This is a genomic window from Streptomyces sp. NPDC044003, assembly GCF_056435185.1.
Window position 1 is genome coordinate 117,420 of sequence record NZ_JBWKFA010000013.1, and the last position, 15,301, is coordinate 132,720.

Below are 15,301 nucleotides of genomic sequence, written 5' to 3' on the forward strand. Positions count from 1 at the left end.
CACACCACCACAACGCAAGAGGCCCGGACTCTCGTCCGGGCCTCTTGTCTGTGTGCACTCGGCAGGATTCGAACCTGCAACCTTCTGATCCGTAGTCAGATGCTCTATCCGTTAAGCTACGAGTGCTTGTTTTTAGTTCTTGTCTCCGCTCCCCCGGCCCTTTCGGCCCGCTGTCCCGGCGACAGGAAGAACATTACATGAGTCCCGCCGCCATGTGAAATCCATTCCCCACACCCCTTGTGACCTGCGAAAACGTCAGAGTCGGAGTCGAGTGGGGGTCGGCGGACGGGTGGGCGCGGCCGGGGCCTGCGGGGCGGAAATCCATGGAAAGAGACCGGGGTCACACCATCGGGCCTCGAAGGCGGAACGCGTCCGTGGAACTCGTCGGCGGAACGCGTCGGTGGGACTCGACGGTGGACGGGCCGGGAACGGGAACGGGCCGGGAACGGCCGAAGCCCCGGCCTTGGGGGCCGGGGCTTCGGTGTGGGGCGGAGGCGGAGGGATTTGAACCCTCGATGGGCTTTAAGACCCAAACCGCATTAGCAGTGCGGCGCCATAGACCGGACTAGGCGACGCCTCCATGCACCTCGCGCATACGCGGGTGGTGCGTGCAGATGATGACACAGGCGAACCGGCTGTCACCAATCGCTTCTCACCGTACTAGTCCTCCGGGGTCCAGGGCAAAGCCCCGCCCGCCCGAGTCCCGCCCCGCCCGGCGCACCCCGGTTGCGCAACGCCGGGGCGCCCGGAGCGTTAGAGGGGGCGGGCGCGCCGTGCACCCGCGCCCGCCGTACTCCCCGTGCTTCTGGAGATCCGCATGCTGCGCAGTCTCGTCCTCTCGACCCTCGCCGCCACCGCCCTCGGGACCGCCGGCCTCGGCCCGCTTCCGCCGCTGGCCTTGTTCTCGTCGCCCGACAGGCTGACCGTGACGGTCGAGAAGAGCGGCCACCCGGAGGCCGACGGCACCTTCGAGCTGACCTGTGACGACCGGGCCAAGAGCAACCACCCGGCCGCCGAGAACGCCTGCGCGCGCCTGGACAAGCTGGCGAAGGAGGGCGGCGACCCGTTCCGGCCCGTCCCCCCGGACCAGATGTGCACCCAGGTGTACGGCGGGCCCGCGCTCGCCCACGTCACCGGCACCTGGCAGGGCCGCAAGGTCGACGCCCGCTTCTCCCGGGCGAACGGGTGCGAGATCGACCGCTGGCAGAATCTGGAGCCTCTGCTTCCCCTCGTCCGGGGGTGACCCCCGGAGGCTCCCTTAGACTCCCCTCAGTGACAGGCTGCGGCCCGAGGGGCAAGATGGGGCCGGCCGGCCGATAGGCAAGCACGTGCAGTGCGTCAGGGAGGAAGCGTCGTCGTGAGCAGCAGGCCATCCCGAGGCGCTGCTCGCCTCGCAGCCATACTCGACGCCCTCCCCGACGGCCTCGTGCTCGTCAACTGCAACGGCACGGTCGTCAACGCCAACACCATCGCCCTCGGCATGTTCGAGACGCCCGGCACCGCGCTCGTCGGGCGCGGCCTGCTGGACCTCCTGCCCGAGTTCGACTCGCGCCTCATCCCCGGCTCCATGCGCCGCCCTGACGGCGCCGACGAGCGGGGCCGCACCAAGCCGACCCGGATGATCGCCCGCCGCACGGACGGCTCCGAGTTCCCCGTCGAGGTGTCCAACGCCAGCCTGGAGGACGGCCGCGAGGCCTACGACTCGTACGGCGGCTACACCGGCGACGAGCTGCTCATGCTCGTCGTACGGGACCTCACCGGCACCCTCGACACCGAGGCCGAACTCGCCCGCTCGCAGCGCCAGACCGAGATGATCCTGCGCGCCGCCGCCGAGGGCGTCGTCGGCACCGACACCGACGGCCGGGTCGTCCTCGTGAACCCCGCCGCCGCGCAGATCCTCGGCTACCGCGCCGGCGAGCTCGGCGGCCAGGAGCTGCACCCGCTGATCCTCGCCAAGCGCCCCGACGGCGAGCCCTTCCCGTACGAGGAGTCCCCGCTCGCCGACACCCTCAAGTCCGGCCGCAAGCACCGGGTCCGCGGACAGGTCCTGTGGTCGAAGAAGGGCGAGCGGGTGCCGGTCGACCTGACGACCGCTCCGGTACGGGACGGGGACCAGCTCGTCGGCGCGGTGATGACCTTCACCGACCGCAGGCCGTACGAGCAGCTCGTCGAGGAGCACGCCGCCGAGCTCGCCGACCACACCGAGCGGCACGCGGCGGAGCTCGCCGACCGGGCCGAGCGGCACGCCGCCGAGCGCGAGACGCAGGCGGAGCGGTACGCCTCCCTCGCCGCCCGCCACGAGCAGCTGACCGCCGTCCTCGCCGAGTCGCTGCGCGGGCCCCTGGAGGAACTCCGCACCCAGCTGGGCACCCTCGCCGCCGACGACGCCGGGCAGCTGTGGCCCGAGGCCAACCAGGTCCTGCACCACCTGGCCGCCGGGTACGCCCGGATGACGGCCCTCGTCGACAACGTCCTCGGCTACCAGCGGCTCGACGCCGGTGCCGAGGAGCTCGACAAGGCCGTGGTGCTGCTCGACGGGATCGTGGCCGGCGGCATCGACGGTGCCGTGGAGCTCATCGGGCCCGGCCGCGCCCAGTTCGCCGTGCACGCGCCGCCGATCGAGGCCGAGGTCGACGCGGCCCGGCTGACGACCGCGCTCGCCCATCTCGTCGCGGACGTCGCCGGCGTCGACGCGACCGGCAAGAGCAAGGCCGAGCGGACCCCGAGCGACTCCACGATCGTCGTCGCGGCCGCACAGCGCGGTGACGTCGTACGGATCGAGGTCCGCGGTCCGTACGCCGGCGGCGACCCGGTGCACGGGCCGGTCGTGCGCGGCATCGTGGCGGCGCACGGCGGTGTCGTGCAGACCCACGAGGTGCCGGGGACGAGCGGCGGCGCGTACGTCCTCGAGGTGCCGCTCGGCGCGGGCCGGGGCACGGTCCCCTCGCCGCCGCGGAACGACGCGCCCTCGGGCGGCCGCGAGGCCCTCGCCCTGCCCGCCCAGGCCTCGGGGCCGGATTCGGGGCCGGATTCGGGGACGAACTCGGGGCCGAACTCGCGGACGACCGCGGGCTCTGGCCTCGCCACCGGCCCTGTTCCGGCCTCCGCCTCCGGTCCGGTGCCGGTCTCGGGCGCTGTGCCCGCCTCCGGTCCGGTGCCGGTCTCGGGCGCTGTGCCCTCCTCCGGTCCGGTGCCTGTCTCTGGTCTTGTCCCCGCCTCCGGCTCCGGCGTCGAATCGCCGTCCGTCGCCGCTCCCGGTGGGATTCCCGGCGCCGGTACGGCTCCGAGCGCGGCTCCCGGTGCCGTCCTGGCCGTCGAACCCGCCCCCGAGGGCTCCGGCAGTGGACGGCGGCGGGCGCGGCGGGCGTCCACCGACGCCTTCCTGGAGAGCGCGATCGCGCCCGAGGGCGAGACGCCGGGCGGTGCCGGGCCGAGTGGGCGTCGCCGCGCCCGTACGGCCGAGCCCGCCGAGCTGATCCCCGCCCAGCAGAACGCCGCCGTCGACTCCCCCGTCGAGCCCACCGGGCGCCGACGGGGCCGGCCCGCCGAGGGCGCCGTCGTGACGGCCGCCGAGGGCGCGCAGGGGCGTGCCGCGCTCGGCGCGGCCGTGCCGCCGCAGGGCGTCGCCGTGGAGCCGACCGGGGCTCCCGCCCTGGCCCGCGCCCTGCCCGCGATCGCCTCCGAGGAGGCTCCGGCGCAGCCCAGCGGCCGCCGCCGGCGCGCGCTGGCCGCCGCGCAGGAGCGGGCCGCCGCGGCCGAGGCCGGGCCCCGTACGCCGTTCGCGCTGCCGCCCGCCGATGCCGACCGTGACGAGACGGCCGTCCCCGCTCCGGTGGCCGGTCCGCTGCCCGTCTCCGACGAGGGGCAGCACGAGGCCGTACGGGGCGTCCCGGGCGACGGCCACACCCCGCCGCAGTCCCATCCGCAGGCCGAGACCCCGGTCGAGCCGACCGGGCGGCGCCGGGCCGTGGCGGTCCCGCAGCCGGAGGCCGCGCCGCAGCTCGCGCCGCAGAACAGCACGGGCTCCGGGACCGGCACCGGCTCCGTACCGCTGCCTCCCGAGCTGCCGATGCCGGCGACCATGTCGAAGGACTCGACCCAGGGGCGGGCGTTCAGCGTCCGTACCCTCGGGCAGGGCGTTCCCTTCGTCCCGCCGACCCCGCCGGCCGCACCGGCCGGTCCTCACGCTCCTGCCGTGCCCGCCGCGCCTTCCAACGGCTCGGGGCGGCGGCGCAGGCTCGCCACTCCGCCCGAGGTCGACCCGCCGGCCGCCGGGGCGCCGGTCGCGGTGGCCGAGGCCAGGCCGCACCCGCAGCCGACCGCCCCGGCCCCCTCGCCGCACGACACCCCGGCCGAGGGCCGCGCGTACGCCATAGGAGCGCCCGCCGAGGGCTCCGCCGAGGGGCCCGAGCCGCTCGACGGTCCCGGTGGCGCGGTCGAGGTCGCCAACCGGCCCGCCCCGCGTCCCGTCGACGACGAACTGCCCCCGGAGCCGCTCGACAACCCGCGCCGGCTGCTCGTCTGGCCCGCGCCCGACGTCACCACCCAGCAGGCGCTGAGCGACCGCGGCTACCGGCCGGTGATCGTGCACTCCCGCGAGGAGGTCGACGCGCAGATCGCCGCCTTCCCGGCCGCGCTCTTCGTCGACCCGCTGACCGGGCCCATCACCCGTACGGCCCTCCAGTCGCTGCGTCAGGCGGCCGTCGCCGCCGAGGTGCCGGTGCTGCTCGCGGCCGGGCTCGGACAGGCGACCCGGGAGGCGGCGTACGGCGCCGATCCGGCCGTACTCCTCAAGGCGCTCGCGCCCCGCGACAGCGAGCAGCACCCCTCGCGGGTCCTGCTGATCGAGGAGAACGAGACCATCGCGGAGGCGCTCGCGGCCACGCTGGAGCGGCGCGGGATGCAGGTCGCGCAGGCGGAGACGGACACCGAGGCGGTCATGCTGGCCACCCAGACCCGGCCGAACCTGGTGGTGATGGACCTGATGCAGGTGCGCCGCCGCCGGGCCGGGATCATCGACTGGCTGCGGGCGAACGGCCAGTTGAACCGCACTCCGCTCGTCGTCTACACCTCGGCCGATCTCGTCGAGGAGGAGCTGCCGAAGCTCGACTCCGGCGAGACGGTCCTGTTCCTCGCCGAGCGGTCGAACAGCGCCGAGGTCCAGGCGCGGATCGTCGACCTGCTCGCGAAGATCGGCACCAACTAGGAAGGGGGAGGGCCGTGGCCCTCCCCCTTCCCGGTGTCTCCAGCTGTTTCCGGTGTCTACAGCTGGGTGACGTCCAGCTCGCCCTCCGCGTACTGCTTGCGGATGACCTTCTTGTCGAACTTGCCGACGCTCGTCTTCGGCACCGCCGGCACGATCGCCCACCGCTCCGGCAGCTGCCACTTGGCGATGCCGCCCTCGTCGGCGAGGAAGGCCTTCAGCGTCTCGTAGTCGGCCGTCGCGCCCTCCTTGAGGACGACGGTCGCCAGCGGACGCTCGCCCCACTTCTCGTCCGGCACCGCGACGACGGCGGCCTCGGCGACCTCCGGGTGGGCCATGAGGGCGTTCTCCAGTTCGACGCTGGAGATCCACTCGCCGCCCGACTTGATGACGTCCTTGGCGCGGTCGGTGAGGGTGAGGAAGCCGTCCGGGCTGATCACGCCGACGTCGCCGGTCTTCAGCCAGCCGTCCTCGCTGAACTTGTCGGCGGGGCGGAGCTCCTCGGCGTCGATGCCGCCGAAGTACGAGCCCGCGATCCAGGTGCCGCGCACCTCCAGCTCGCCCGCCGACTCACCGTCCCAGGGAAGGTGCTCGCCGCCGGGGCCGACGAGGCGCGCCTCGACACCGGCGGGGAAACGTCCCTGCGTGACGCGGTACGGCCACTCCTCCTCGGCGGTGAGGCCGTGCGGCGGGTGGGCCATCGTGCCGAGCGGGGAGGTCTCGGTCATGCCCCAGGCGTGGCAGAGGCGGACGCCTAGCCGGTCGTACGCCTCCATCAGGGAGGGCGGACAGGCGGCGCCGCCGATGGTGACCTGCTTCATGGAGGAGAGGTCGCGGGGGTTCGCGATGACCTCGGCGAGCAGGCCCTGCCAGATGGTGGGGACGGCGGCCGCGTGGGTCGGCTTCTCGCGCTCGATCATGTCGGCGAGCGGGGCCGGCTGGAGGAAACGATCCGGCATGAGCATGTTGATGCCGGTCATGAAGGTGGCGTGCGGCAGGCCCCAGGCGTTGACGTGGAACTGCGGGACGACGACCAGGGTCGTGTCCTTGTCCGTGAGGCCCATCGACTCGGTCATGTTCACCTGCATGGAGTGCAGGTAGATCGAGCGGTGCGAGTAGACGACGCCCTTCGGGTCGCCGGTGGTGCCGGAGGTGTAGCACATGGCCGCGGCCGAGCGCTCGTCCAGCTCGGGCCAGTCGTACCTGGTCGGACGCCCGGCGATCAGCTCCTCGTACTCGTGGACGCGCGGAGCCGCGCCGTCGAGGAGGGAACGGTCGCCCGGGCCCGCGACGACGACGTGCTCGACCGTCGGCAGGTGCGGGAGCAGCGGGGCGAGGAGCGGCAGCAGGGAACCGTTGACGAGCACGACCCGGTCGGCGGCGTGGTTGACGATCCACACCAGCTGCTCCGGGGGCAGGCGGAGGTTGAGGGTGTGGAGGACCGCACCCATGGAGGGGATCGCGAAGTACGCCTCGACGTGCTCCGAGTTGTTCCACATCAGGGTGGCGACGCGCTGGTCGCCGGTGACCCCGAGCTCGTCGCGCAGGGCGTGGGCCAGCTGGTGCGCGCGTGTTCCGGCCTCCGCGAACGTGCGGCGCTGCGGCTCCGGCTCGCCCGTCCAGGTGGTGATGGTGGACTTCCCGTGGATCGTCATCCCGTGCTGGAGGATGCGGCTCACGGTCAGTTGTACGTCCTGCATGGTGCTGTACACGGGGCGTCCTCCCGGTGGGCGCTACGTGGCAGAAGGGGTGTGGAGATTCTGCGCACGTACCGCGCGGTATGTCACTACCCGAGAGTACGTAAATTGCCAGTGATTACTGGCGGGAGTCGCCGAGCCGATGGTGTGGTTCACCGTACGGGCGTCAGCTCCGGGTCCTCGCGGAGCTTGCCGAGCGCGCGGGACACGGCGCTCTTGACCGTGCCGACCGACACCCCGAGCACCTCGGCCGTCTGGGCCTCGCTGAGGTCCTCGTAGTACCGCAGCACCACCATCTGACGCTGCCGCTCCGGCAGCTTCAGGACCGCGCGCCACATCGCGTCGTGCAGCACCTGCCGCTCCGCCGGGTCCGGCTCCGGGAGACCGGCGGGCTCGGGCAGCTCCTCGCAGACGAACTCGTCGACCTTGCGCTTGCGCCACTGCGACGTACGCGTGTTCAGCAGCGCGCGGCGGACGTAGCCGTCCAGGGCACGGTGGTCCTCGATGCGCTCCCAGGCCATGAAGGTCTTCGCGAGCGCGGTCTGGAGGAGGTCCTCCGCGTCCGAGGGGTTGGCGGTGAGGGAGCGCGCGGTGCGCAGCAGCACGGGTCCACGCGCCCGTACGTACGAGGTGAAGGTCGGGTACGACGCGTACTGCGAGGCACCGGCGCAGACGGGGCCAGAGGGTGGCGGAGTCATGACTCCACGCTAGGAGGGCACGGGTACCCGGCGGATCGGCCCCAGGTCCCGAACCGCCGTCCGCCTCAGGTTGTAGGGGTGGGGATGCCTCCACCTCCTCTGGGTGGAGACCCGGGGCCACTCGGGTCAGGGTCAGGGGCGCCGACCCGCGACGAACGACAGGGGGACGGGGACCCGGGCGGCGAACCGGGCGGGGGAGGTGACACGGGCGACCGGTGCGTCCATCGCGTTGCGGTCGATCGCAAGGGTGCGCCCGCCGTACGTCTCCGTGACGTTCCCCGCGTACTGGTGGATCCTGGCGTGCGGGGTCCAGGCCACCGGCTGCAGCACCGACTCGGTGAGCAGCGCCGGCTGCCCCCGCCAGCGCGCGAACCACATCACGTCCGGCAGGTCCTTCGTCCCCGCCTTCCGCTGCGTCTCCATGTCCCGCACCCCCGTGTCGGCGCTGCTGTAGAAGCCGGGCAGGTAGCCGAGACGCCGCACCTCCCGGTTCCAGGCGCGGACGAACGCGAGGGTCGTCGCGGCGCAGCTCGTGTCGCCCCGCCGGTAGGCCTCGATGTCGAGGTAGAGCGGGCTGCTCGTGCCGATCCCGAGGGCCTTCGCGGCCCGTACCGCGTCGCCTCCCTCCTTGGTGCCCTGGGTCGCGGGCGCGCTGCCGATGGCGAAGCGGCGCTTGGCGAGGGAGTCCACGCACGGTGCCTGGGAGCCGACGAAGAGCGGCAGCAGCCGCCAGCCCATGGCGTGGGCGGAGGCGACCCAGGCGGGGGTGAGCTCCTTCTGGACGGGGCAGCCCCGCCCCCGCCCGCCGAAGTAGATCCCGACGGCCCCGTACGGCGACCCTCGCCAGGCCTTCATCACCGCGAGGGACGGCGCCTCACAGGTGTCGAACGCCTTGCCCGCGAAGTGCACGGGCGCGGCAGCGAGTGCGGCGGGGCCGCCCGGAGCGCCGAGACCTCCGGGAGCGCCGGGACCTCCAGGAGCGCCCTGGGCGGCGAGGGTGCGCGTCGTGGTGGAGGAGCCGGGACCCGGGGCGGAGCCGGGACCCGGGGCGGAGCCGGGCGCGGTGGCGGAGCCCGGGCCCAGGGCGGCGGAGGCGGCGGTGGTGGCGGAGGCGGGCCCCAGGGCGGCGGAGGCGGCCGTCGTGGTGTCGGAGCCGGGTCCCAGGGCGGCGGAGGCGACCGCCGTGGTGTCGGGTGTCGTCGTTGCGGGAGGACGTTCCGTTCTCCCGGTGGTCGGGGGCGGGGTGTTGAGGAGGGCCGTCCCGGCCAGCGCCACCAGCACCGCGGCGACCACGGTCCGCGCCCCGGGAGGCGGCGTGGAGCGTGGGCGGGCCGGTGCCGACGGCGTGGCCGGGACGTGCGCGGTGGCGGCTTCGGATGCGGGCGGCGTACGAGTGCTCATGGCGCGAGTGAAGATCCGCCCGCCCCACCCGGCCACCGCTCAGGCCGTCGCCTCAGCCGTCCGTGCCCAGGATCAACCCGGACGTGGGAACCCCTGTGCCCGCCGTGACCAAGGTCCGGGCCGCGCCGGGTATCTGGTTCACGGAGGTGCCGCGGATCTGCCGCACCGCCTCCGCTATGCCGTTCATGCCGTGGAGGTAGGCCTCGCCGAGCTGCCCCCCGTGGGTGTTCAGCGGAAGCGCGTCGGCCGCGACGAAGTCCGCCGCCTCCCCCGGCCCGCAGAAGCCGAACTCCTCCAACTGCATCAGCACGAACGGGGTGAAGTGGTCGTAGAGGATGCCCACGTCGATGTCGGAGGGCGCAAGACCGGACGTCCGCCAGAGCTGCCGGGCCACCACGCCCATCTCCGGCAGCCCGGTCAGCCCGTCCCGGTAGAAGCTGGTCATGGCCTCCTGCTTCCGGCCGGCGCCCTGGGCCGCCGCGAGGATCACGGCGGGCGGGCGCGGCAGGTCGCGGGCGCGCTCGACGGAGGTGACGACGATCGCCTGGCCGCCGTCGGTCTCCTGGCAGCAGTCGAGGAGCCGGAGCGGCTCGACGATCCAGCGCGAGGCGGCGTGGTCGGCGAGGGTGATCGGCTTCCCGTGGAAGTACGCGGCGGGGTTGCGGGCCGCGTACCGCCGGTCGGTGACGGCGACATGGCCGAAGGCGTCCGGGGTCAGCCCATAGGTGTGCAGGTACCGCTGGGCGGCCATGGCGACCCAGGAGGCCGGGGTGAGCAGCCCGAACGGCAGCTGCCAGCCGAGCGCGGCGCCCTCGGCGGAGGGCTCGCGCTGCTGGACGCCCGAGCCGAAGCGGCGCCCCGAGCGCTCGTTGAACGCCCGGTAGCAGACGACGACCTCGGCGACCCCGGCGGCGACGGCGAGCGCGGCCTGCTGCACGGTGGCGCAGGCGGCGCCGCCTCCGTAGTGCACGCGGGAGAAGAACGACAGCTCGCCGATGCCGGACGCCTGGGCGACGGTGATCTCGGGGTTGGTGTCCATGGTGAAGGTGACCAGGCCGTCGACGTCGGCGGGGGTGAGCCCGGCGTCGTCGAGGGCCGCGCGCACGGCTTCGACGGCGAGGGAGAGCTCACTGCGGCCCGAGTCCTTGGAGAACTCGGTCGCCCCGATGCCCACGACGGCGGCCCGCCCGCCGAGCGTGTCCCTGCCGCGGACGCTCATCGCGTCACCTCCACGGTGACCGTCCCGGTGACGTGGTGTCCGAGCCCGTTGGCACCGACGACCCGGACGCTCGCCGTGTCCCCGTCCACCTCGGTGACCGTCCCGGTCAGGACCATGGTGTCCCCGGGGTAGTTGGGGGCGCCGAGCCGGATGGCGACCTTGCGGAGGACGGCCCGGGGGCCGAAGTGGTCGGTGATGTAGCGGCCGACCAGCCCGTTGGTCGTGAGGATGTTCATGAAGATGTCCGGAGAGCCCTTCTCCCGGGCCAGCTCGGCGTCGTGGTGCACGTCCTGGTAGTCGCGGGAGGCGAGGGCCCCGGCGACGATCAGGGTGCGGGTGACCGGGATCCGCAGCGGCGGCAGCTCGTCGCCGGGCTTCATGACAGGTCCTCCTCTGCGAGCAGGTCGCCGAGTTCGGCGAGGAGTTCGGTGCCGGAGCCCAGGTAGGCGTCGAGCTGCCGGCCCCACAGGAAGTGCCGGTGGACGGGGTGGTCGAGGTCCGCGCCCATGCCGCCGTGCAGATGCTGACCGGCGTGCACGACCCGCTTGCCCGCCTCGGAGGCCCACCAGGCCGCGGTCAGCGCCGCCCCGGTGGCGTCGAGCCCCTCGTCGAAACGCCAGGCGGCCTCGTAGGCGGTGACCCGGATGGCCTCGGTGTCCATATGGGCGTCGGCGGCCCGCAGTTGCACCGCCTGGTGGGTCGAGAGCGGCCGCCCGAACTGCTCCCGTACGGACGTGTACTCCACGGCCCTGGCGAGGGACCCGGCGCACACCCCGGCCTGGAGCCCCGCGAAGGCGGTCCGCGCGGCGGCGAGCACGTCCTCGTAGGCGCCGGCAGACCCGAGCGGCTCGGCCGGCGCCCCGTCGAGGACGAGCCGGGCGGCGGCCCAGGGCGCGGTGAGCTCGACGGCCTCGACGGAGGCCGCGTCCTCGGCACGGACCAGCCACAGGGCGCGGTCCTCGTCCGGTACGAGGACGTGGTCGGCGTCCCTGAGCCACGGCACCCACTCCACGACCCCGCTGAGCCGCCCCGCGCCGGCGCCTCGCGACGTGACCGTGCCCGGTGCCGGGAACGCGCCCGTCACCACCGTCGTACCGTCGCGGAGGCCGGGCAGGAGCCGGGCGCGCTGCTCCTCCGTACCGTGCCGGGCGACGGCGAGGATCCCGTACACACAGCTCGCGGCGAACGGCACCTGAGCCGTCCTGCGGCCCTGCTCCTCCAGGAGCAGGACCAGGCCGAGCAGGCCGGTCTCCTCGACGGCACCCGGCAGTCCGGCCGCGCAGAGCGCCTTCCAGAGCTCCGCGTCCGTGCCGGTCCCGGCGGCCCGGAGCCGCTCGTGGGTCGCGAGGTCGGCGAAGATCCGCCCGGCGAGCTCCCGGGCGGCCTCCTGCTCCTCGGTGGGGGTGAAGTCCATGTCAGTCCTCCCCTCCCGCGCGGAAGACGGGAAGCTCGAGTTCCTCGTCGACCCGCTGGAACTCGAGCCGCACCGGCATTCCGATCCGCACCTTGTCGTACGGCACGCCCACCACGTTGCTGATCATCCGCACGCCCTCGGCGAGTTCGATCAGCCCGACCGCGTACGGAGGCTCGAAGGCTGGGAAGGAGGGGTGGTGCATCACCACGTACGAGAAGACCGTCCCGGCCCCGCTCGCCTCGACCGTGTCCCACTCCCGCGATCCGCAGTCGGCGCACCCCGGCAGCCAGGGGAAGCGCAGGCTCGCGCAGTCGCCGCAGCGCTGGATCAGCAGCCGGTGCGCGGCCACGCCCTCCCAGAATCCGGCGTTGTCCCGGTTGACGACGGGCCGGGGCCGCCGCGGTACGGGCTTCGGCCCGGGCTCCGGCTTCCGGGACGGCCGGGCGGCGGGCGCGTACTTGAGGATGCGGAAGCGGTGGGTTCCCGCGAGTTCGCCGTCCGCCCGGACGTCCGTCCGCGTCGTCACGAAGTGCCCGGTGCCGAGCTTGGTGGTCTTGCGCTCCGACACGGACTCGATGACGGTGTCGAAGCCGATCTCCTGCCCCGGGCGGAGCGGTCGCAGGTACTCCTGCTCGCAGTCGGTCGCGACGACCGAGGTGTATCCGGCGCCGTCGAGGAGGGCGAACAGCTCCTCGTACGCCGCCGACCGGTCCGTGTGCCCGGAGAGGCCGCCCATCGTCCAGGCCTGGAGCATGGTCGGGGGTGCCACGGCGTCCGGCCCCGAGTAGGCGGGGTGCGCGTCCCCCATCGCCTCGCACCAGTGCCTGATCATGGGCAGGTTCACCGGGTCCTTGCCGGTGCCGGCGGTGGCCGCGGACCGTCCCACGAAGGCCACGAGCCGCTCGTACAGCCCGTCCGGACGGTCCGGAGCCGTCACCACCGGCCCGTCCGGCCGACCGGGAGCCGTCACCACCGGCCCGTCCGGCCGACCGGGAGCCGTCACCACGGGCCCGTCCGGCCGGTCCGGAGCCGTCACCACCGGCCCGTCCGGCAGGTCCGCAGCCGTCACCACCGGCCCGTCCGGCCGACCGGGAGCCGTCACCACGGGCCCGTCCGGCCGGTCCGGAGCCGTCGTCACCCGCCCGTCCCGCTTCTCCGTACCGCTCATCGCCGACCCCTCCCCTTCATGCCGAGCCGCATCCTCGCGACGATCTCGCGCTGCACCTCGCTCACCCCTCCCCCGAAGGTGTTGATCTGTGCGGCCCGGTTCATGCGCTCCAGCTCACCGCCGCCGAACTCCCCCGGCGATCCTGCTCGCACCGTCCCCGGCCCACCCGCGATCTCCTGACATATTCGATACACCTCCACCGCCGATTCGGTTCCCGCGAACTTCACGCCGCTCGCGTCCCCTGGGGCCAGTCGGCCGGCCCCCACGTCACCCACCAAACGCCAGTTCAGAAGGCGTGTCGCGGCCAGCCGGGCATGCGCTTCGGCGGCCCGGATCCGGATCCACGGCTCGTCAATACGACGCCTACCCGTCACCGGATCGGGGGTGCGTGCCCGGTCGAGGACGGCCGCGAAGAAGTCCTCCGCCTGCATGCCGATCGCGGCGAGCGCGACCCGCTCGTGGTTGAGCTGGCTCGTGATGAGACCCCAGCCGCCGTGCTCGGGCCCGACCAGATGGCTGGCCGGGACGCGGATCCCGTCGTAGTACGTGGCGGTCGTCGTCAGCCCGCCCACCGTCTCGATCGGGGTCCAGGAGAAACCGGGGGAGTCGGTGGGGACGAGGACGATGGAGATGCCCCGGTGCGGGGCCGCGTCGGGGTCGGTGCGGCAGGCAAGCCAGATCCAGTCGGCGTTCTGGGCGTTGGAGGTGAAGATCTTCTGGCCGTCGACGATCCAGGAGTCCCCGTCCCGGACGGCCCGGGTACGGAGGGAGGCGAGGTCCGTGCCGGCCTCGGGCTCGCTGTACCCGATGGCGAAGACGGTCTCCCCGCGCAGGATCCGGGGCAGGAAGAAGGCCTTCTGCTCCTCGGTCCCGTACGCCATCAGCGTGGGTCCGACGGTGTTGAGGGTGACCATCGAGACGGGGGCGCCCGCGCGGTACGCCTCGTCGAAGAAGACGAACTGCTCGTCGGGCCCGCGGCCCTGCCCCCCGTACTCCTCGGGCCAGCCGAGACCGAGCAGCCCGTCGGCGCCGATCCGGCGGAGCAGGCGCCGCTGGGCGGCCGCGTCGGTGGCGGGCGGAGGGCCGTCGGGCATCACGTCCCGGAAATACGCGCGGAGTTCGGCGCGCAGCCGCAGCTGCCGCTCGGTCGGGGCGAGGTGCACGGCGACGGCCTCCCGTGGGACGACTGAGATTTCTGACTGTCCGTCAGATTCCGTACGCCTGTCAAGGTCGGCGACGCCCTCGAAGCCCACCCGCAAGCCCCCGCGCACACAAGCGCGACGGCCCGCACGCCGGTACCGAAGTACCGGCGCACAGGCCGTCGTTCACGCCACGGTCACGCCCCCCGTCGGGCCGGATTCCGCGCTGCCGGTCACCACCACGGGTGGAAGTTCACCACGTTGTTGGACTGGGCGATGTGGGTGAAGGCGGAGCCGTTCACACTCGCGGTGTTGTTCTGGTTGGAGGCACCGGAACCGGTCGCCACCTGCTGCGTCGTGGTCGAGTTGCCGAAGTTGTCGCCTCCGACGCCGCTGCCGATGATCGTGGCGACGCTGGTGTTCGATCCGTCGTCCGCGAAACCGCCGTTGTCGGCCTGGGCCACCCCGGTGAAGAGCGCGGCGGCGAGGGGCAGGGCGGCGGCAGCGGCGAGGATGCGGGCGGTACGGATGCTTGCCATGTCTGTTCCTCCGGGAACTGAAAGCTGATGCTGTTGCACGGAACTGCGCTTCGGAACTGCTCAGGAACTCTCTGAACTACGGCCATTTCCAGGGCAGTTGACCGACCGCCCCGGTCGTTGTGCTCGACGTCGCGAATCCAGAGTTGCCCACCGAATCCCCGGCGAACCACCCCGGAGCGGCTGATTCCCCCGCAAGCGTGAGGACAAGCCGATAAACCCTTCGTAACCGAGAAACCCCCAGCTCATGATGGGTACGAGCAGCGAAACATCCCCGGAACCGGTGCGCCGCACGGGAGGAAGCGTTTCCCCGGACCACCCCCCGGGAGCGCGACGCGCCGACACCGCACGCCCCGGCGCCGCCCGAACGCGGTTCCACCGCACGAAAAGAGATACGACGCGGCGCGAGGACGCGCCACGAGCGTCCGGCCCGGACGCCCAGCTCGAACATCCGGCTCGGGCGTCCGACGCGGACGCCCTCTCCGACACCCGACGGGAGGGGCCGCTTTTACCCCACTCCGCCGGCCCGCGGACCCCGTCCGGGGCTCGGACCGGCCGGCGCACGGGGCAATGCCTACCTACGAGCCGGTACGACGGAAGCGATGTCACACGTACGAGGGGTGTTCCGGCCCTCGCCGGGCATCCCTCGGAACCGCCGCCTCCGGACACGACATCCACGGGCCCCACCGGGCGGGAAAAGCGAAATGGCCGGTCCAGCGGGTGTTTTCACCCTGAAGCGAAAGGAGATATGCGCGTGTCTAACCCCGCACCCGCGCCTAAATTATCCAGAATTTCACCCACTGCCCCAGTTGAAACCACGGCGTCT

At 73.2% G+C, this 15,301-nt stretch carries 11 protein-coding genes and 2 tRNA genes; 2 read left to right on the forward strand and 11 right to left on the reverse strand.

Going from position 1 to position 15,301, the window contains the following annotated elements:
• Positions 1–53: 53 nt before the first annotated feature.
• Together AC07AW_RS35740 and AC07AW_RS35745 are read right to left on the reverse strand one after the other, a co-directional pair.
• Positions 54–126 (reverse strand) — tRNA-Arg (locus AC07AW_RS35740).
• Between the two features lie 363 nt (positions 127–489).
• A tRNA-Ser gene (locus AC07AW_RS35745) sits at positions 490–580 on the reverse strand.
• Between the two features lie 237 nt (positions 581–817).
• Between AC07AW_RS35745 and AC07AW_RS35750 the strand changes: the two genes are divergently transcribed.
• Together AC07AW_RS35750 and AC07AW_RS35755 are read left to right on the forward strand one after the other, a co-directional pair.
• A complete protein-coding gene (locus AC07AW_RS35750) occupies positions 818–1,243 on the forward strand; it encodes an SSI family serine proteinase inhibitor (protein WP_478819622.1) in 426 nt (141 codons plus the stop codon).
• 114 nt (positions 1,244–1,357) lie between these two features.
• Positions 1,358–5,206, forward strand: coding sequence for a PAS domain-containing protein (locus AC07AW_RS35755; RefSeq protein WP_478819623.1), 3,849 nt, complete (start codon positions 1,358–1,360; stop codon positions 5,204–5,206).
• Between the two features lie 56 nt (positions 5,207–5,262).
• Here AC07AW_RS35755 and AC07AW_RS35760 read toward each other — a convergent pair whose 3' ends face one another.
• From AC07AW_RS35760 to AC07AW_RS35800, 9 genes are all read right to left on the reverse strand, one after another.
• Entirely contained in the window at positions 5,263–6,915 is a 1,653-nt protein-coding gene (locus AC07AW_RS35760) for a long-chain fatty acid--CoA ligase (RefSeq protein ID WP_478819624.1), read from the reverse strand.
• Between the two features lie 137 nt (positions 6,916–7,052).
• Positions 7,053–7,598, reverse strand: a complete 546-nt coding sequence (locus AC07AW_RS35765) for a SigE family RNA polymerase sigma factor (protein WP_351185709.1) — start codon at positions 7,596–7,598, stop codon at positions 7,053–7,055.
• Between the two features lie 132 nt (positions 7,599–7,730).
• The gene (locus AC07AW_RS35770) at positions 7,731–8,999 is read right to left on the reverse strand and encodes a DUF1906 domain-containing protein (protein ID WP_478819625.1); all 1,269 of its coding nucleotides are present in this window, start codon (positions 8,997–8,999) and stop codon (positions 7,731–7,733) included.
• 52 nt (positions 9,000–9,051) lie between these two features.
• On the reverse strand, positions 9,052–10,218 hold the full coding sequence (locus AC07AW_RS35775; RefSeq protein ID WP_392159555.1) for a lipid-transfer protein: 1,167 nt from the start codon (positions 10,216–10,218) through the stop codon (positions 9,052–9,054).
• Entirely contained in the window at positions 10,215–10,598 is a 384-nt protein-coding gene (locus AC07AW_RS35780; RefSeq protein WP_392159556.1) for a MaoC family dehydratase, read from the reverse strand. Before AC07AW_RS35780 ends, AC07AW_RS35775 begins: the two co-directional genes overlap by 4 nt.
• The gene (locus AC07AW_RS35785) at positions 10,595–11,632 is read right to left on the reverse strand and encodes an acyl-CoA dehydrogenase family protein (protein ID WP_478819626.1); all 1,038 of its coding nucleotides are present in this window, start codon (positions 11,630–11,632) and stop codon (positions 10,595–10,597) included. Before AC07AW_RS35785 ends, AC07AW_RS35780 begins: the two co-directional genes overlap by 4 nt.
• Position 11,633: 1 nt before the next feature.
• Positions 11,634–12,800 (reverse strand): bifunctional MaoC family dehydratase N-terminal/OB-fold nucleic acid binding domain-containing protein, encoded by a 1,167-nt coding sequence (locus AC07AW_RS35790; RefSeq protein ID WP_478819627.1) that lies wholly within the window; start codon positions 12,798–12,800, stop codon positions 11,634–11,636.
• A complete protein-coding gene (locus AC07AW_RS35795; RefSeq protein ID WP_478819628.1) occupies positions 12,797–13,963 on the reverse strand; it encodes an acyl-CoA dehydrogenase family protein in 1,167 nt (388 codons plus the stop codon). Before AC07AW_RS35795 ends, AC07AW_RS35790 begins: the two co-directional genes overlap by 4 nt.
• A gap of 209 nt (positions 13,964–14,172) precedes the next feature.
• Positions 14,173–14,478 (reverse strand): hypothetical protein, encoded by a 306-nt coding sequence (locus AC07AW_RS35800; RefSeq protein ID WP_478819629.1) that lies wholly within the window; start codon positions 14,476–14,478, stop codon positions 14,173–14,175.
• Positions 14,479–15,301: the final 823 nt, after the last annotated feature.

Coding starts and splice junctions, on each gene's coding strand:
- AC07AW_RS35775 (WP_392159555.1), bottom strand. CDS start 10,218: ATGAGCGTCCGCGGCAGGGACACGCTCGGCGGGCGGGCCGCCGTCGTG.
- AC07AW_RS35780 (WP_392159556.1), bottom strand. CDS start 10,598: ATGAAGCCCGGCGACGAGCTGCCGCCGCTGCGGATCCCGGTCACCCGC.
- AC07AW_RS35750 (WP_478819622.1), top strand. CDS start 818: ATGCTGCGCAGTCTCGTCCTCTCGACCCTCGCCGCCACCGCCCTCGGG.
- AC07AW_RS35800 (WP_478819629.1), bottom strand. CDS start 14,478: ATGGCAAGCATCCGTACCGCCCGCATCCTCGCCGCTGCCGCCGCCCTG.
- AC07AW_RS35790 (WP_478819627.1), bottom strand. CDS start 12,800: ATGAGCGGTACGGAGAAGCGGGACGGGCGGGTGACGACGGCTCCGGAC.
- AC07AW_RS35770 (WP_478819625.1), bottom strand. CDS start 8,999: ATGAGCACTCGTACGCCGCCCGCATCCGAAGCCGCCACCGCGCACGTC.
- AC07AW_RS35785 (WP_478819626.1), bottom strand. CDS start 11,632: ATGGACTTCACCCCCACCGAGGAGCAGGAGGCCGCCCGGGAGCTCGCC.
- AC07AW_RS35765 (WP_351185709.1), bottom strand. CDS start 7,598: ATGACTCCGCCACCCTCTGGCCCCGTCTGCGCCGGTGCCTCGCAGTAC.